Consider the following 17,880-nt stretch of genomic DNA (forward strand, 5'->3'; position numbering starts at 1 on the left):
GGCGCCTTGCGGTTCGCTGACAGCGGTCAACGACGGGCCGGAATGGCTTCGCGCGCCAGCCGGTCCACGCGCTCGTTCTCCGGGTGGCCGGCGTGGCCCTTCACCCATTTCCATTCCACCTGATGCACGCCGGCGGCCGCGTCCAGCGCCTTCCACAGGTCAACATTCTTGACCGGAGCACCGGCGGCGGTCTTCCAGCCCTTGCGCTTCCAGCCGTGTATCCACTCGCTGATGCCCTTCTGCACGTACTGCGAGTCGGTATAGACCACCGCACGCACCGGTTTCTTCAGCGCATTCAGCGCCTCGATCACCGCCATCATTTCCATCCGGTTGTTGGTGGTCGAGGGATCGCCGCCGGACATTTCCTTCTCGTGCGTGCCGCTCAGCAGCAGCGCACCCCAGCCGCCGGGGCCCGGGTTGCCGCTGCAGGCGCCGTCGGTATAGATGATGACTTCGTCCAAGAAACTCTCCGCAATGATTCAGTACGTACGCCGGCTCACTGGCCGGGCGACCTGTCTTTCTGGGCGCGCGGGCTGACCGCGGCCAGCGCACGCGCCGCGGCGCGGCGGTCGCGCCATTTCGGCATGATGAGCCGCATGCCGCGCACCCGTTTGATTCCCTGCAGCACGTAGGCGCCGCCGAGAAAGGGCCACCAGCGCTCGCCGGCCGCCTCGATGAACTGCCAGCGCGACAGCCATTTTTCGCTGCGCACCGGCGGCCGGTAACAGCCGAAACAGCCGGCCTGGGTGTCCAGGCTGAGCAGCTTGAACCAGTCGCGCAGGCGCGGCACCGACAGCCAGTCGCCGTTCCACGGGAAAGGATCGCGCTCGCGCAGGCGCCGCCGTGCGCCCCACAGGCTGAACGGATTGAAGCCGGTCACCAGCACCTGACCTTCCGGCACCAGCACCCGCTCGACCTCGCGCAGCACCGCATGCGGATCGCTGGCGAATTCCAGCACATGCGGCAGCACGACCAGATCGACGCTGGTCGAGGCCAGCGGCAGCTGCACCGGGTCACAGATGAGCGCCCGCGCCGGCCCCGGCTTCGCGTCCTCGCAATAAAGCTTGTACGGCATCCGGTTGGCGCGCAGGTAATCGTGCTCCAGCAGCCCGATCTGCACCGCGTTATAGCCGAACACATCGGCCACGATGCTATCCACCCGCGCCTGTTCCCAGCGCTGGACATACAGTCCCTGCGGGGTGTCCAACCATTCGTGCAGACCGGGAATCGACATGGGCGGGGCGGGTTGCGGCAGCGGAAAAACGGCGGGGCGCATTGTCAACGCGAGGCCCAGCCGCCAGAATCGGGCGGATGAAGATATATCCGATCCCCGCATTTGGCGACAACTATCTTTGGCTCGCCGCCGCAGGTGACCGGGCGCTGGTGGTCGACCCGGGCGATGCCGCTCCGGTTCTGGCCGCTCTCGACAAACATTCGCTGCGCCTGGACACCCTCCTGATCACCCACCATCACGCCGATCACACCGGCGGCGTGGGCGAACTGAAACGACTGACCGGCGCCCGCGTGTACGGGCCGGACGACGGACGCATCGAGCACATCGACCAGGTGGTGCGCGAAGGCGACCGCATCGCGCTGCCCTGGCTGGACGCGTCACTCGCGGTACTGGAAGTGCCGGGGCATACGCGCAGCCACATCGCCTATGTCGCACGCGACCGGCTGTTCTGCGGCGATACGCTGTTCGCTGGCGGCTGCGGCCGCCTGTTCGAAGGCACGCCGGAACAGATGTGGCACGCGCTGTCACGGCTGGCATCGCTGCCGCTGCACACCCGGGTGTACTGCGCTCACGAGTACACGCAGGCCAATCTGCGCTTCGCGCAGGCGGTGGAACCGGACAATCAGGCCCTGCTCGCCCGCATCCGCCGGGTGGCGCATCAGCGTGCCGCTGGCGAACCGACGGTGCCGAGCACACTGGCCGACGAACTGGCGACCAACCCCTTCCTGCGGGTGCGCGAACCGGACGTGATCAGGGCTGCCGAGGCGCACGCCGGCCAGCCGCTGACAACACCGGTCGAGGTGTTCGCAGCGCTGCGGGCGTGGAAGAACGATTTCTGACCGGTGCACACCGGCCGCCGCGAACGCGGCCGGTGGTTCAGCTGGCGACCGTTTCCGGCAGCCGGAAGCCCACCCGGTCACGCCCGCCGGACTTGGCGTCGTACAGCGCCAGATCGGCTTCGGCGATCAGATTCTGCGGGCCGCCGGTGCCCGGCGTCAGACTGGCCACGCCGACGCTGATGGTGACGAAGCCGCTCGGTGACGCACCGTGCGGCACCTGCAGCGCTCGGATGGCGTCGCACAGGCCTTCGGCCACGTTGCGGGCACCGGCGAGATCGGTTTCCGGCAGGATGAGCGCGAATTCCTCGCCGCCATAACGCGCGACCAGATCGCTGGGGCGGCGAGACACCGCATGCAGCGCACTGGCCACCGACTTCAGGCATTCGTCACCGGCCAGATGGCCGTAACTGTCGTTGAACAGCTTGAAGTGGTCGACGTCGATCAGCGCCAGCGCCAGCGGCCGCTTGTAGCGGGCCGCGCGGCGCCATTCGCGCAGCAGGGTTTCGTCAAAGTGACGGCGGTTGGCCAGCCCGGTCAGGCCGTCCAGCGAAGTCAGGCGGGTCAGTTCCTGGTTGGCGGCGTCGAGCTTGCGGGTGAGCACCACCAGCGAATAGCGCATCTGCAGGATGCGCTGCATGGCGCGCACCTTGGCCGCCAGCACCACTTCGCTGATCGGCTTGAACAGGTAGTCGTCGCCGCCGGCGGTGATGCCCTGCACCAGATCGGTGTCGGCAGTGCGGGCGGTCAGGAAGATGATGGGCGTCCATTCGCCCGACTGTTCGATCGCGCGGATGCGGCGGGCCACCTCGTAGCCATCCATGCCCGGCAGCACCACGTCGAGCAGCACGATGTCCGGATTGTGTTCACGGAACAGCGCCACGCCGCGCTCGCCATCGGTGGCGGCGATCGGCTGTATGCCCATGCGCTCCAGATGCTGGCTGACGACCGCAAGCCCCGTCTGAGAGTCCTCTATGACCAGCGCTTTCATGTGAACACCCGTTTTTTTGCCCGCCATCATAACGCTGCCCGCGCCAAGGGCAAGCGGCACCGCAGCGTGGCCGCCCGGCGGGGATCACGCCTTTTGAAACCGATGGCCGGGAACGGGGTCGATGCACGGTCCTGCACTCTGCCCGCCGCCCTCCGTCCGCATCCCGGTTTGACGCTGCACCGTCAGGCTGGCTAGCATTCGGGGTTTGGCTTCTGCGCCACAATGCCGTCTTTCATCGCATCCCTGCTGCGCCGCTCGCTGATCGCGCTTGCGGCCGCCACCCTGGCTGGCTGTGCCGCCACCGGCGTGGTGACCGAGGACAGGGCCGACCCGTCGCCGGGTGCCACGGCCAGTCAGGGCGTCCGCTCGGGCGAACGCCCCGCAGCCCGTCGCCCCGCTGAGCCCGCTGCCCGCACCACGCCCGGCATCAGGCCGGGCAGCGCCGAACCCATTCCCTTCCCGAAAGCCACCGAAGTGGTCGACGGCGCCACCGACACGGTCAAACCGGTCGATCTGACCGTGGCGCCGGACAATCTGTGGGAGCGCATCCGCAAGGGTTTCGGCATGGCCGACCTGAACCACCCGCTGGTGGCCGAACACCAGGCCTGGTACCTGAACCGCCCGGACTACTTCCGCCGCATCACCGAGCGCGGCCGGCGCTACATGTTCCACATCGTCGAGGAAATCGAGAAGCGCGGCCTGCCGACCGAACTGGCACTGCTGCCCATGGTGGAAAGCGCCTACAACCCGGAAGCGCTGTCGGTGGCCAAGGCCTCCGGCCTGTGGCAGTTCATTCCATCGACCGGCAAGCTGTATGGCCTCGAACAGAACGCCCAGCGCGATGACCGGCGCGACATCGTCGCCTCCACCGCCGCCGCGCTGGAATACCTGCAGCGCATCTATGAAATGCACGGCGACTGGCATCTGGCGCTTGCTTCCTACAACTGGGGCGAAGGCGCGGTGGGTCGCGCGGTCATGCGCAACACCGCAGCCGGCCTGCCGACCGACTACGCCTCGCTCAACATGCCGGCGGAAACCCGTCACTACGTACCCAAGCTGCAGGCGCTGAAGAACATCATCGCGCAGCCCGAACTGTTCGGCATCGAACTGGATCCCGTCGCCAACAAGCCCTATTTCGCGCTGGTGGCCGAAGCGCCGACCATGGACCTGGCCACCGCGGCCCGCCTGGCCGACGTGCCGGTGGCGGAAATCAAGGCGCTGAACCCGCAGCACAAGCGGCCTGTCATCCGCACCGGCGAGGGCGGCGCCCAGCTGGTGCTGCCGGCGCACGCGGTCGACACCTTCATGTCCAATCTGGAAAGCCGTGACACCGGCGCCCCCAGCGGTTCTGCCTGGCGTACCTACACGCTGGGACCGAAAGAAACGATGGCTTCGGTGGTCAGGCGCTTCGGCGTCAGCGAGTGGCGCCTGCGCCGCTTCAACGGCCTGTCGCCCACCGTCAAGGTCGGCCCGGGCAGCACGCTGCTGGTGCCTGAAGAGGGCAGCGAACTGTCGCCCGAAACCGGCCTCAGCGTTGAGGAAGCGCCACGGCTGTCGGCGGACAAGGTGCAGACCCGCCGGGTGAAGCGCAACGGACGCTGGGTGACGGTGCCGGTCACGCCGGCTGCCGCCACGAGCAGCAAGGCGGCCACCGGCAAGCAGATCGCCAAGCCGGTGTCGCAGCGCAAGAGCGCACAGGCGGTTGCAAAGAAACAGGGCGCGGTGCCGGCAAAGAAGACCGCCGCACCGGCGAAGAAACCGGTCGCCAAGGCGGCACCGAAAAAGGCCGCGAAGTGAGGCTCGGATCAGCGCAGGTGCAGATCCTGCGCTGACCGCCCGCCCGGACATTCAGCCTTCCGGGAACCAGCAGGCCACCCTCTGCCCAGCCCCGCTTCCGGTCGCTTCGAGCGGCGGCATTTCGCTGCGGCAGCGCGCCCCGGCCTTCGGGCAGCGCGGGTGAAAGGCACAGCCGGACGGCGGATTCGCCGGTGAAGGCAGGTCGCCCGCCAGCTTCTGTGCGTGCATCACGCCATCGATACGCGGCACCGCGGACAGCAGCGCGCGGGTGTAGGGGTGGCGCGGTGCGCGCAGCACCTGGTCCACCGGCCCGCTCTCGACGATCCGGCCCAGATACATGACCGCCACGTCGTGCGCGAGGTGCTCGACCACCGCGATGTTGTGGGTGATGAACAGATAGGCCAGACCCAGTTCGCGCTGCAGCCGCCCGAGCAGGTTCAGGATCTGCGCCTGCACCGACACGTCGAGCGCCGAGGTCGGTTCGTCGCACACGATGAGCCGCGGCTGCACCGCCAGCGCACGCGCGATCGCGATGCGCTGGCGCTGGCCGCCGGAGAACTCGTGCGGATAGCGGTCGGCCATGTCCGGCCGCAGCCCGACCTGGCTCAGCAGCGCTGCCACATCGCCCGGCCGGCCCAGCGTGTTCATGCCTTCGGCGATGATTTCACCCACCCGCATGCGCGGATTCAGCGAACCGTAGGGGTCCTGGAACACCATCTGCACCTGGGCGCGCAGCGCCCGCAACTGGTCACCGCGGGCGCGGCCCAGATCGACGCCGCCCAGCGTGATCGTGCCGGCGGTGGCGTCGATCAGTTTCAGCAGCGCCTTGCCGGCGGTGGTCTTGCCGCAGCCGGATTCGCCGACCAGTGCCAGCGTGCGGCCGGCACGGATGTCGAGCGACACGCCATCGACCGCCCGCACATGGCCCACCGTACGCTGCAGGATGCCGCGCCGGATCGGGAAGTGAACCTTCAGCTCGCGCACCTCGAGCAGCGGCTCGCCGGCTTCGGCCGCGGCCACCGCTGCGCGTGCGCCCTCAGCCCCGGCCTGCTGTGCGAGACGTGCGGCTTCTGCCGGGTCATGGAGATGGCAGCGCACCCGGTGCGCCTCACCGGCGTCGTGCCAGTCCGGCAGCTCCTCGCTGCAGCGTGCCCAGGCCCGCGGGCAGCGGTCGGCGAAGCGGCAGCCGCGGAAATAGGTGGTGAGCGGCGGTACGGAGCCGGGAATCGTCGCGAGTTCGGTGGCGACGCCGGTGCGGCGCGCGGTGTCCGGCAGCGCGGCGAACAGCAGCTGCGAATACGGATGCGCCGGCCGCGCAAAAAAGGCCGCGCGGGGTGCGCGCTCGATCAGCTGACCGGCGTACATGACGCCCACCTGGTGCGCCATGCGCGCCACCACCCCGAGGTCGTGGGTGATCAGCAGCATGGACATCGCGCGTTCGCGCTGCAGCGCGGCCAGCACGTCCAGCACCTGCGCCTGTATGGTCACGTCCAGCGCGGTGGTCGGCTCGTCGGCGATCAGCAGCTTCGGTTCGCCGGCCAGCGCCATCGCGATCATGACCCGCTGCTTCATGCCGCCGGAGAACTGGAAGGGGTATTCGTCGAGCCGGCGCGCGGCGTCCGGAATGCCGACCGCCGCCAGCAGTTCGCGCGCCCGGGCACGCGCCGGCGCGCCGCGCAGGCCGCGATGCACGGCCAGTACCTCGCCGATCTGCTGCATCACGGTGAGCACCGGATTCAGGCTGGTGCCCGGCTCCTGGAAAATCATCGCCATGTCGCGGCCGCGCGCCTCGCGCATCTGCGCCTCGGTCAGCCCGGTCAGTTCGCGGCCGGACAGGCGCACGCTGCCGGCGGCGAGATAGCCCACGTCCGGCAGCAGACGCATCAGCGCGGCGGCAGTCATCGATTTGCCGCAGCCGGATTCGCCCAGCAGCGCCAGCGTTTCGCCGGCCTGCAGGTCGAGGTCCAGCGCGTCGACTGCGCGCGCGATGCCGGCCGGCGTATCGAGTTCGGCGGTGAGCCCGCGCACTTCGAGCAGCGGCGCGTTCATGCGGCAGCCCTCCTCGGCATGCGGCGCGCCCGCCACTGGAAGCGCGGATCGAAGGCGTCGCGCACCGCGTCGGCGAACAGGTTGGCGGCCAGCACCAGCGCCAGCATGAGCACGAAGGCGGCGGCCAGCGACCACCACACCACCGGCTCGCGCGACAGTTCGAGGCGCGCGGCGTTGATCATGGTGCCGAAGCTGTTCTGGGTGCTGTCCACGCCGATGCCGATGTAGGACAGCACCGCCTCCGACAGCACCAGGCCGGAGAAATCCATCACCAGCGCGATCAGCACGATGTGCATCAGATTGGGCAGCAGGTGGCGCGCCATGATGCGCGTGTCGGCGACGCCGAAGGCGCGCGCCGCCTGCACGTAATCGAGTTCGCGCAGCTTCAGCGTTTCGGCGCGCAGCAGCCGGCACAGGCCGGTCCATGAGGTCAGGCCGAGGATGAAGCACAGCGCCAGCAGCCGCGCGTCGGCGCGCTCGGCGGCGGTTTCGAACCACTCCGGATGGGTGTCGATCACCACCTGCATCATGAGCACCATGGCGGCGATCAGCAGCACGCCGGGTATCGAGTTCAGCACCGTGTAGAGGTACTGGATGGCGTCGTCCCACCAGCCGCCGCGGAAGCCGGCGATCAGCCCGAGCGCGATCGACAGCGGCAGCGTGACCAGCGTGGTGAGCGTGCCGATCAGCAGCGCGGTGCGCACCGACTTCAGCGACAGGTAGAGCACGTCCTGCCCCACCTTGTCGGTGCCGAACACGTGATAGCCGTCGGCCCAGCCGGCCATCACGCCGCCAGCGACGCACAGCACGGCTGCGGTCAGCAGCACCGCCCGCCAGGCCACCGGCCGGCTGGCGGAAAGCGCCGGACGCCACACCGCGCGACAGGTGTCGGCATAGCGCGTGCGGTGCGACAGCGCGATCAGCCCGACCACGATGCCGGTGAACGCCGCCCACAGCAGCGCGCCGCGGAAGGCCCCGGCCGCGGCGCGGGCGATCAGGTCATCGCGGTGCTGCGCGAGGTCTTCCAGATGCCGGCCGGCGTGCTGCAGCCGCGGAAAGTCGCGGGTCTGCACGCCGTCGCGTTCCACCGTTTCCTTGGCGAAGGCGTGGGTGGCCAGCGGCGCGGAGTAGGTCTTTTCCTTCTTGAGCCTGAGGTCGGCCAGCAGCGCATCGAGCGCCGACAGCACCTCGGGGGCGTACTGCACTTCGGTGCTGCCCTCCTTCGCCGGCAGGCGCGGCTGGTAATGCAGCGAATCGAGCAGGCCGACCGCGATGAAGGCGGTGAGCAGCGTGGCCGACGCCATCGCCGCCGACGACTCGCCGACCCGCCGCCAGGCACGGCGCAGGTAATCGTGCCGGCGGCAGTAGAACGCCAGCAGCACGCAGCCGGCCAGCAGCGACCACAGCAGGATGTCGGACCACAGGAAGACCGGTTTCACACCGAAAAGGTCGGCCATCAGTTCAGCCTCACCCGTGGGTCGACCAGCGTGTACGAAATGTCGGTCAGCAGCAGCCCGACGATGTAGAGCACCGATCCGATGAACACCATGGAGCGCACCACCGCGAAGTCCTGCGCATTGATCGCGTCTATCGTGTAGCTGCCCAGTCCGGGGATGCCGAAGAAGCTTTCCAGCAGCAGCGAACCCATGAACAGCATCGGGATGACCACCACCACGCCGGTCAGGATGGGGATCATGGCGTTCTTCAGCACGTGGCGGAACAGCACCCGCAGTTCCGACAGCCCCTTGGCGCGGGCGGTGCGCACGTAGTCCTTGTTGATCTCTTCCAGAAAGAGCGTGCGGTACCAGCGCGCCGACGAACCGATGCCGCCGATCACGCTGATCAGCACCGGCAGGATGAGGAAGCGTGCGGCGTCCAGCCCGGGCGCGTAACCGGAAATCGGCACCAGATTCCACACCTTGCTCACCAGATACTGGCCGCCGATGATGTAGAACAGACCGGAAATCGACATCGCCACCACGCACAGCACGACACCGCCCACGTCGAGTGCGGTGTGGCGGAAGAACACCAGCAGCAGCGCGAAACTGACGGTGACGAACAGGCCGAGCAGGAAGGTGGGCAGCGCGATCGCGAGGCTGGGCCCCATGCGGCTGCGGATTTCCAGCGCGATGTCGCGGCCGTCGTCGGCACGCCCGAAGTCGAAGGCGAACATGCGCACCGACTTGTCGAACAGGATGGTGTCGGTCGCCTTCGCCAGTCCGGGCGCCTCGGCATTCCATACCAGCGGCCGGTCGTAGCCGCGTTCGGCCTTCCATTTCTCGATCGCTTCCGGCGTCACCCGCTTGGCGCCCAGCTGCATGCGCGCCATGTCGTCCGGCGAGTTCACGACAAAGAAGAGCACGAAGGTGATCAGATTCACCCCGATCAGGATGGGAAGGGCATAGAGCAGCCGGCGGACGATGTAGGCGATCATGCCTGCCCCTCCACCGCGCGCGCCTGTTCCGAGCGTTTCCAGTGCCGCCAGGCCGGCCACACCAGCGCCAGCAGCAGCGCGGCGAAGGCGAACAGCGGCCAGCGCACCGGCCGGTTCCATTCGGCGCGCTTCGCGTCGCGCAACGCCGGATCGACCCGGGTGTATTTCATCGTGTTGTTGGCGACGTTCGACGGCTTGCGGTTATGCACCCAGCTGTGTTCCAGCCCGTAGCTCTTGGGATGGAAGCCCCACACCCAGGGCGCGTCGTGACGCAGGATGTCCAGCATGCGGTCGAGCACCGCCTGCCGCTCCGGCCCGTTTTCCATCGCCTTCATGCGCTCGAACAGACGGTCGAATTCCGCGTTCTCGTAGTTCGACGCGTTCTCGCCCTGCGCCTTCACCTTGGACTGCGGACCGTAGAGCAGGAACAGGAAGTTCTCCGGATCCGGGTAGTCGGCGTTCCAGCCCCAGAAGAAGAGCTGGGCGGCGCCCTTGCGTATCTTGTCCTGGAAGCGGTTGTAGTCGGTGCTGCGCACCACCAGCTGCACGCCCAGCCTGTCGAACTGCTTGGTGAGCCAGTCGATGCGCGCCTTGCTGCCCAGCCCGGTGCCGGTGGTGTCCAGATTGATCACCAGCGGCTCGCCGGTTTTCGCGTCGCGGCCGTCCGGCCAGCCCGCTTCGGCCAGCAGCTTCTTCGCCACGTCGATGGACTTGCGCTGCGGCTGGCCGTCGACCCAGTCATACATGTAGCCGTTCACGCCGTCGCGGCCGTCGCGGTGTCCGAAAATGCCCGGCGGCAGTGGCGACTGCGCCGGCAGGCCGCGGCCATTCAGGAAGATGGAAATGAATTCCTCCTGATCGAGCGCGATGCCGATGGCCTGACGCAGCTTGCGTCCGCGCTCGCCCAGCCCGCCCACCAGCGGGTCGGCCATATTGAAGCCCATATACATGGTGGAGGTGGACACCGAGGTCTGCAGATCGATGCCCTGCGCCTTCATGTCGTCGCTCAGGCTCACCTCGCCGCTCTGGCCGAACTGCACCGCCTGGTCGAAGGAATCGGAACTGATGCCGGAGGCGTCGTAATAGCCCTGCAGGAACTTGTTCCAGTACGGAATCTGCTCCTTCTCGCGCATGAACACGACCTGGTCGGTCAGCGGCAGCGGCTTGCCGCAGTCGGCCAGCAGGCCGGCTTCGCGATCGCCCGGCTCGCCCTCGCACGGGTAGGTTTCGCCGCTGAAGTGCGGGTTGCGCGTGAGCACCATGCGCGCATTCGGGTCGTTCTGGCTCAGCATGTAGGGACCGGTGCCGATCGGATACCAGTCCAGCGTCAGATTGCGCTCGGCCATGCCCGGCTGGCTGTGGAAGCGGTCGGCTTCCCACGGCACCGGCGCGAAGAAAGGCATGGTGAGCCAGTACAGGAACTGCGGGTACTTGCCCTTCAGGCGGATGCGGTAGGTGTGGCGGTCCACCACCTCGACGCCCGGCAGGTCGTACTGGCGCAGGTCCAGCCACTGGCCGGGCGGCAGAGACTTCGCCGCCGCCTTCAGCGTGTCGCCGTATTCCTTGAGGCCGACGATGTAGTCGCTCATCAGCCCGAACACCGGCGAATGCAGCGCCGGGTGGGCCAGCCGCCTGATCTGGTAGGCGTAGTCGTCCGCCTCCAGCTCGCGCGTGCCGGTGCGCTCGAAGTCGTAGAGCGTGCGCCGCTCGCCCGGCCCGCCCTCGTGATACAGGTAATGCCCGGCCTCGTCGCGCGCCAGCGCCGGATGCGGCTGGTAGCGGATGCCGGGCCGGATGCGGATTTCATAGACCGATTCGGCGATGTCCGCCGCCGGCGCGTTGGCCGGCAGTTCGCGGCCTGCGGCGTCGTAGAAACGCGGCACCGGAATCGCTTCGGCGGTGGCCGGAATCAGTTCGAACGGGCGCTTCAGGTAGTGGTACTGCAGCGGCGCCTGGTAGATCTGCGCAGTGAAGGTGATTTCGTTCTCGCTGTACGACTGCACAGGGTCGAGATGCTTGGGCCGGTCGGTGAAGGCGGTGTACAGGATGTTCTGCCCGCGCTCGGCCGCCGGATAGGGGTCGTTCCACACCTCGCCGCAACCGGACAGTGCCCACGCCAGGCCCGATACGCACAGCGCCATGGCCAGCCGGCATGCGGAACGGGCGAAGAAGCGCGATGAAGTCATGAGGCGCGATTCTAGGGGCAGTTCGCATTGCGCTGTGAACCGGCTGAAGCCGGAAGGCTCCGGGCCACCGCAGCGTTTTGTCCGACGCGCGTCATTTTGTCCTGACCCGCCCGCGCCTTCAGCGACAAAACCCTTTTCTTTCAAACACCTGAACACCTCACCGGAACTGGTATGCCAGTTGCTGTCCGTCTTGCGGCGACGCCTTCAGACAGGGCGGATGCCGCAAGGCGATGCTGCTCATCCGTGCCGCATCGCGTCTACAACAACGGAGGAGAACGCATGTCCCACTTCCTTTCCAAGGACGCCATCGTCGCGCGTCCCGGATTCAATCGCTGGATGGTTCCGCCGGCCGCACTGGCCGTGCATCTCTGTATCGGGCAGGCCTACGCGTTCAGCGTGTTCAACGGTCCGCTCACCAAGGTGATCGGCGTCACCGAATCGGCGCCGGACGACTGGAAGCTCACCACGCTGGGCTGGATCTTCAGCCTGGCCATCGTGTTCCTCGGCCTGTCCGCTGCCTTCGGCGGCAAGTGGCTGGAAAAGGTCGGCCCGCGCGTCACCATGCTGCTGGCGGCCGCCTGCTTCGGCGGCGGTTTCCTGGTGTCGGCGGTCGGCGTGGCCACGCACCAGATCTGGCTGCTCTATCTCGGCTACGGCGTACTCGGCGGCATCGGGCTCGGACTGGGCTATGTGTCGCCGGTATCGACGCTGATCAAGTGGTTCCCCGACCGCCGCGGCCTGGCGACCGGTCTGGCCATCATGGGCTTCGGCGGCGGCGCGATGATAGGCGCGCCACTGTCGGTGTTCCTGATGAACCACTTCAGCACGCCGGGCTCGGTGGGCATCACCGAAACCTTCGTCGTGATGGGGGTGCTGTACTTCATCTCGATGACCCTGGGCGCGCTCACCATCCGCATTCCGCGCGAAGGCTGGCTGCCCGAGGGCTGGACGCCGCCACCGGCGAAGAACAAGCTCATCACGCGCAATCACGTGCATATCGACCAGGCGATGAAGACGCCGCAGTTCTATCTGCTGTGGCTGGCGCTGTGCCTGAACGTGACCGCCGGCATCGGCGTGCTGGGGCAGGCCTCGGTCATGATCCAGGAAATGTTCAGGGACTCGGTGAACGCCGCCGCGGCCGCCGGTTTCGTCGGCCTGCTCAGCCTGTTCAACATGGGCGGCCGGCTGTTCTGGTCCTCGGCGTCGGACTACCTCGGTCGCAAGAACACCTACTTCGTGTTCTTTGCCGTGGGCGCCGTGCTCTATGCCTGCGTGCCCACCATGGGCCACATGGGCAATGTCGGTCTGTTCGTCGTGCTGTACGCGCTCATCATCAGCATGTACGGCGGTGGCTTCTCGACCATCCCGGCCTATCTGGCGGACATCTTCGGCACGAAATTCGTCGGCGGCATCCATGGCCGGCTGCTCACCGCCTGGGCCACGGCCGGCGTACTCGGGCCGGTGCTGGTGAATTACATCCGCGAATACCAGATCGACCAGGGGGTCGCGAAAGGCGATGCCTACACGGTCACCATGTACATCATGGCCGGCCTGCTGGTGGTCGGCTTCTTCTGCAATCTGGGCGTGCGGGCAGTCGATGAACGCCACCACATGCTCGGCGACGGGGACAAGGACGGCGCCGCCCGCCAGTCGCCGTCCGCCACGCTGCAACCCGCCGGCGCCCGCTGAACCCGATACAGGAGATAACCATGAACACCGTCACTGCTCATACCGCCGTCACCCCCACCTCTCCGCTCGCCATCGCCGTGTTCTGGCTCGGCGTGGGCATTCCGCTGTCGTGGGGCGTGTGGTCCACGCTGCAGAAGGCCATGGCCCTGTTCGGCTGACCCGGCCCGCCCCGCCATCCGCCACCTGCTCCGCGCCGGTGGCGGATGGACAAAGCGCCCGCAATCGGAAACACTCGGCGGCCTTAAGGCCTGCCGGGTGTTTCCGATTGCGTTCGTCCGGGCCCCTCCGCATCCGGCGCAACAACATCGGCGGACACATCGCCGCCGACGCGCCTACGACGAAAGGTCAGTCAGCAGACTTCATGAATCCACAGCCTCCAGCCCCTGCCACGGCGGGCGATGCCCGGGACGCCTTCGGCGCCTGGCCGCACCGCTCCATTCTGGTGGTGGACGATGAGCCGGGCATGCGCAACTTCCTGCAGCGCTCTCTGGAAGGCCGCTGCCGCGAGGTCAGGACAGCCGCTTCGCTGGAAGAGGCCGGCGCACTGATCACGCAGCGCCCCTTCGACCTCGTCATCCTGGACAACACGCTGCCGGACGGTACCGGCGTCAGCTGGGCCAGACAGATGCGCGAACAGGGGCTGTACGGCGACATCATCCTGATCACCGCCTTCGCCGACCTGGAAACGGCGATCAGTGCGCTGCGCGCCGGGGTTGCCGACTTCCTGCTCAAGCCTTTCCGCATCAACCAGCTGCTCAATGCCATCGCCCGCTGTTTCGACGACGCGCGGCTGCGGCGCGAAAACTTCATACTGAAACGCGAGCTGGGCGATCGCGGCGACCCCGAGCAGGACATGCTCGCGGGCCTGATCGGCCAGTCGGCCGCACTGCAGCCGATACGCGACGCGCTGCACCGGCTGGCCGGCGTGCAGACCACGGTACTCATCACCGGGGAATCCGGTACCGGCAAAGAGGTGGTCGCCCGCGCGCTGCACCGGCTGAGCCCGCGCGCGAGTGGCCACTTCGTGCCGATCAACTGCGGCGCGGTGGCACCGGACATCATCGAGAGCGAACTGTTCGGCCACGTGAAGGGTGCCTTCAGCGGCGCTGCCTCGTCACGCGAAGGCCTGTTCTTCTACGCCGGCGGCGGCACGCTCTTCCTCGACGAAGTGGGCGAGCTGCCGGCCGCGATGCAGGTGAAACTGCTGCGCGTGCTGGAAGAACGCCGGCTGCGCCCGGTCGGCGCCGAACGCGAGATTCCGGTCGATGTACGCATCATCGCCGCGACCAATCGTGACCTCGAACAGGCGGTCCGCCAGGGCAGCTTCCGCGAGGATCTGTACTACCGGCTGAACGTGATCCCGCTGCACATGCCGCCGCTGCGCGAACGGCTTGAAGACGTCCCCGCACTGGCCGAACGCTTCGTGCGCCAGCTCGCCGGCCCGCTGGGCCTGACCGCGCCGCAGCTGCAGCCCGAACACATCGTCGCGCTGCGCTCGCACCACTGGCCGGGCAATGTGCGCGAACTGCGCAACGTGATCGAACGCTGGCTCATCCTCGGCAGCTTCCCCGACGTGTTCTTCCGCGGCACCGCCAGCGCGCCGGACATCGGCGGCGACATGTCGCTGGACGCGGTGGAGAAGACGCACATCCTGCGCGTGCTCGACGCGGTCGGCGGCAACAAGACCGAAGCCGCCCGCCGCCTCGGCGTGGCCCGCAAGACGCTGGACCGCAAGTTCGCGCTGTGGGGGCTGTCCTGAGCGATCGGCCACGCCACCGGCTGCTGCCGCACCACGCATCGGTACGCGGCAAGCTGCTCAGCATTGCGCTGCTGCCCTTCGTCGCGGTGCTGCCGCTGCTGCTCATGCTGGCTTCCTACTGGGGCGTGGGCTACTACGACCGCCTGCTCACCTCCAAGGTGGCCAGCGACCTCGCCGTCGCCGACCAGTACTTTTCGCGCGTGGTCGACCACGTCGGCCTGGACGTCGCCAACCTCGGCGCCTCGTACGCGCTGGTGAATGCGGTCGGCACCGGCAATGACGACGCGCTGCGCGCGCTGCTGGTCGAGCGCCAGTCGGCGCTGAAGCTGGATTTCCTGAACCTGATGGACGCGCAGGGCGGGCTGCGCGTGTCCTCGCTGCAGACCGCCCGCCCCGATGCGCGGCTGCGCAGAGTGGCAGCCACCGCCGAACGACAGGGCAGCGCCACCACGCTGGAGGTTTACAGCGCCGACGAACTGGCCGCGCTGGCTCCGGCGCTGGCCGAGCGCGCGCGGACCGAACTGGTGCCCACACCGAACGCGGCACCGGTCGACCACAGCATGGATACGCGCGGCATGGTGATCCATACCGCAGTGCCGGTGCGTGACGGCAGCGGCCGGCTGCTCGCCGTGCTCGAAGGCGGCGTGCTGCTGAACCGCAATCTCGATTTCATCGACACGCTCAATGGCGTGGTCTACCCGGCCGGCTCGCTGCCCGCCGGCAGCGACGGCACCGCCACCCTGTTCATCGACGACGTGCGCATCGCCACCAATGTGCGGCTGTTCGGCGACCGCCGCGCGCTCGGCACCCGCGTGTCGAAGGAAGTGCGCGACAGCGTGCTCGGTGCCGGCCACACCTGGCTGGACCGCGCCTTCGTCGTGCACGACTGGTATGTATCCGGCTACCGGCCGGTGGTCGATGGCAAGCGCCAGCGCATCGGCATGCTCTACGTGGGCTATCTGGAAGCGCCGTTCCGTCATGCCAAGCACACCGCCATCGCGGTAGTGGTCGCGCTGTGCGCGCTGGTGTGCGTGGCCGGCGTGCTGCTGTCGTCGCGGGTCGCACGTACCATCTACCGGCCGATCGAGGACATGGGCCACACGATGAGCCGTTTCGAAGGCGGCGATCTGGACGCACGCACCGCGCCCCATCCTGCCTGCGACGAGATCGCCGACCTCGCGCACAGCCTCGACCACCTGCTCGACACCGTGCGCAGGCAGAACCGCGAACTGAAGGACTGGGGCGACGAACTGGACCGCAAGGTGGTCGAGCGCACCGCCGAACTGGCGCGCGCCAACGAGGCACTCAAGGCCGCCCAGCGCCAGCTCGCGCTGACCGAGAAACTGGCCGCCATCGGCCAGATAACCGCCGGCGTCGCGCACGAGATCAATAATCCGGTGGCAGTGATCCAGGGCAATCTCGATCTGCTGCGCGACCTGCTGGGCGAACGCGCAGCGCCGGTGACCGGCGAACTGGCGCTGATCGACGAACAGATCGTGCGCATCCATACCATCGTCGCCAAACTGCTGCAGTTCGCCAGCCCGGAGGAATTCTCCGGCTATGTGCAGCCGATAGAGGTCGACGAGGCCATCGCCGATTCGCTGCTGCTGGTACGCCACCTGATGAAGGACGGCGGCATCGCGGTAACCCATGTCCGCGGCGCACAGTCGCAGGTCCGCATCAACCGTGGCGAACTGCAGCAGGTGCTGATCAACCTGTTCACCAATGCCACGCACGCAATGAAGGGCAAGGGCACGCTGATGATAGAGAGCGCGGACTGGTCGGACATCGACGAGGACGGGCAGCCTCGGCACGGCGTGGACATCGTGGTGCGCGACGACGGCTGCGGCATCGCGCCGGAACATCTGGCCCGCGTGTTCGACGCGTTCTTCACCACCAAGCACGGCAAGGGCACCGGGCTGGGCCTGTCCATCAGCTACACGCTGGTGGCGCGCTACGGTGGCAGCATACGGGTGGACAGCAGGCCGGGCGCGGGCAGCACCTTCACCGTACGCCTGCCGGCCTGACCGGTACGCGCGAACCTCCGTCGCGTGCGTCGGTCTGTCCATTCGGTTTCCGCCTCTTCATGCCATGCACACTTGCCACCTGCCGCCACCGATCGACCTTGCCGCCCGCCGCGTGGCGGTCCGGCCCCGCACACATCGGCACCCGCATCGCCGCAGCGTCCGGTGTCGACCGGATGCGCAGCCCCCAGCTCGCTGACCGGCAGACCTCTCGATGAACACTCCGCTCACCGAACACGCCCTTCCTCTGTTCCCGCTCGGCACCGTGCTGTTTCCGGACGGCCGGCTGCCCTTGCGCATCTTCGAGGTGCGCTATCTGGACATGATCAAGAAGTGCCACCGCGCCGGCCGCGAATTCGGCGTCGTGTCGCTGATCGAAGGCAGTGAAGTCCGGCGCGCGGGCGAGGGCGCGACCGAGCGCTTTCACGCGATCGGTACCCGGGCGCGCATCGAATCCTTCGCCCAGCCCCAGCCCGGGCTGTACGAAATCGTCACCCGCGGCAGCACCCGCTTCCGCATCACCGCGCAGGCGCAGACGCCGCACGGTCTGTGGATGGCCGATATCGAGGACATCCCGGCGGACGCGCCCTGCCCGCTGCCGCCGGAACTGGCGTATGTCGCCGGCAATCTGGTGAAACTGATGGACCTGCTGCGCGCGACCGACATCTGGCCGGCGGACGACACGCGGCGGCTGGACGACGCGGGCTGGGTGGCCAACCGCTGGTGCGAACTGCTGCCACTGGACGGCGACGACCGCCAGCGCCTGATGGAAATGCGCGACCCGCTGCTGCGCCTGGAACTGGTCGGCGACCTGCTGGACCGGAGCGAGTTCGGTCGGCGCTGAAGCCGGGTCTGGCGCAGATCCTGAACACCGCGAAGGC

The 17,880-nt window shown here is 67.9% G+C and carries 14 protein-coding genes; 7 read left to right on the forward strand and 7 right to left on the reverse strand.

Translation table 11 applies throughout. The annotated features are described in order from the left end of the window. Positions 1-26 precede the first annotated feature (26 nt). The gene (rnhA, locus tag METUNV2_RS0112865; protein ID WP_018229877.1) at positions 27-461 is read right to left on the reverse strand and encodes a ribonuclease HI; all 435 of its coding nucleotides are present in this window, start codon (positions 459-461) and stop codon (positions 27-29) included. A 35-nt stretch (positions 462-496) separates the two neighbouring features. Next, positions 497-1,234, reverse strand: coding sequence for a class I SAM-dependent methyltransferase (locus METUNV2_RS0112870; protein WP_018229878.1), 738 nt, complete (start codon positions 1,232-1,234; stop codon positions 497-499). A gap of 77 nt (positions 1,235-1,311) precedes the next feature. On the opposite strand from METUNV2_RS0112870, the gene gloB reads away from it, so the two are divergent. Further along, positions 1,312-2,073, forward strand: a complete 762-nt coding sequence (gene gloB, locus METUNV2_RS0112875) for a hydroxyacylglutathione hydrolase (protein WP_018229879.1) — start codon at positions 1,312-1,314, stop codon at positions 2,071-2,073. 37 nt (positions 2,074-2,110) lie between these two features. Here the strand turns inward: gloB and METUNV2_RS0112880 are convergent, their stop codons facing one another. Beyond that, positions 2,111-3,061: a GGDEF domain-containing response regulator gene (locus tag METUNV2_RS0112880; protein ID WP_026188137.1), complete on the reverse strand. Its 951-nt coding sequence runs from the start codon at positions 3,059-3,061 to the stop codon at positions 2,111-2,113. A gap of 222 nt (positions 3,062-3,283) precedes the next feature. Here METUNV2_RS0112880 and METUNV2_RS0112885 point away from each other — a divergent pair, with 222 nt between their 5' ends. Beyond that, positions 3,284-4,858 carry a transglycosylase SLT domain-containing protein gene (locus METUNV2_RS0112885; protein WP_018229881.1) on the forward strand — a complete coding sequence of 525 codons (1,575 nt, stop codon included), beginning with the start codon at positions 3,284-3,286 and terminating at the stop codon, positions 4,856-4,858. 51 nt (positions 4,859-4,909) lie between these two features. Here the strand turns inward: METUNV2_RS0112885 and METUNV2_RS0112890 are convergent, their stop codons facing one another. The 4 genes from METUNV2_RS0112890 to METUNV2_RS0112905 are packed head-to-tail and all read right to left on the reverse strand — an operon-like array spanning position 4,910 to position 11,527. Then, positions 4,910-6,943, reverse strand: a complete 2,034-nt coding sequence (locus METUNV2_RS0112890; RefSeq protein WP_018229882.1) for an ABC transporter ATP-binding protein — start codon at positions 6,941-6,943, stop codon at positions 4,910-4,912. Further along, a complete protein-coding gene (locus tag METUNV2_RS0112895) occupies positions 6,904-8,364 on the reverse strand; it encodes an ABC transporter permease (protein WP_018229883.1) in 1,461 nt (486 codons plus the stop codon). Before METUNV2_RS0112895 ends, METUNV2_RS0112890 begins: the two co-directional genes overlap by 40 nt. Next, entirely contained in the window at positions 8,364-9,341 is a 978-nt protein-coding gene (locus METUNV2_RS0112900; RefSeq protein ID WP_018229884.1) for an ABC transporter permease, read from the reverse strand. The genes METUNV2_RS0112895 and METUNV2_RS0112900 overlap by 1 nt, the downstream gene beginning before the upstream one ends. Further along, complete coding sequence (locus METUNV2_RS0112905) at positions 9,338-11,527, reverse strand: ABC transporter substrate-binding protein (RefSeq protein ID WP_018229885.1); 2,190 nt, start codon at positions 11,525-11,527, stop codon at positions 9,338-9,340. The genes METUNV2_RS0112900 and METUNV2_RS0112905 overlap by 4 nt, the downstream gene beginning before the upstream one ends. 279 nt (positions 11,528-11,806) lie before the next feature. Between METUNV2_RS0112905 and METUNV2_RS0112910 the strand changes: the two genes are divergently transcribed. The 5 genes from METUNV2_RS0112910 to METUNV2_RS0112930 all read left to right on the forward strand — a co-directional run bounded on the left by METUNV2_RS0112910 (position 11,807) and on the right by METUNV2_RS0112930 (position 17,843). After that, positions 11,807-13,216 carry an L-lactate MFS transporter gene (locus METUNV2_RS0112910; protein WP_018229886.1) on the forward strand — a complete coding sequence of 470 codons (1,410 nt, stop codon included), beginning with the start codon at positions 11,807-11,809 and terminating at the stop codon, positions 13,214-13,216. Between the two features lie 20 nt (positions 13,217-13,236). Beyond that, positions 13,237-13,374 carry an MFS transporter small subunit gene (locus METUNV2_RS0112915; RefSeq protein WP_018229887.1) on the forward strand — a complete coding sequence of 46 codons (138 nt, stop codon included), beginning with the start codon at positions 13,237-13,239 and terminating at the stop codon, positions 13,372-13,374. A 203-nt stretch (positions 13,375-13,577) separates the two neighbouring features. Continuing rightward, entirely contained in the window at positions 13,578-14,975 is a 1,398-nt protein-coding gene (locus tag METUNV2_RS0112920; protein ID WP_018229888.1) for a sigma-54-dependent transcriptional regulator, read from the forward strand. Beyond that, positions 14,960-17,002: a HAMP domain-containing histidine kinase gene (locus tag METUNV2_RS0112925; RefSeq protein WP_018229889.1), complete on the forward strand. Its 2,043-nt coding sequence runs from the start codon at positions 14,960-14,962 to the stop codon at positions 17,000-17,002. The genes METUNV2_RS0112920 and METUNV2_RS0112925 overlap by 16 nt, the downstream gene beginning before the upstream one ends. Before the next feature lie 211 nt (positions 17,003-17,213). Further along, positions 17,214-17,843: an LON peptidase substrate-binding domain-containing protein gene (locus METUNV2_RS0112930; RefSeq protein WP_018229890.1), complete on the forward strand. Its 630-nt coding sequence runs from the start codon at positions 17,214-17,216 to the stop codon at positions 17,841-17,843. Positions 17,844-17,880 lie beyond the last annotated feature (37 nt).

The organism is Methyloversatilis universalis EHg5 (assembly GCF_000378945.1).
In the GTDB taxonomy this organism is placed as follows: Bacteria; Pseudomonadota; Gammaproteobacteria; order Burkholderiales; family Rhodocyclaceae; genus Methyloversatilis; species Methyloversatilis universalis_A.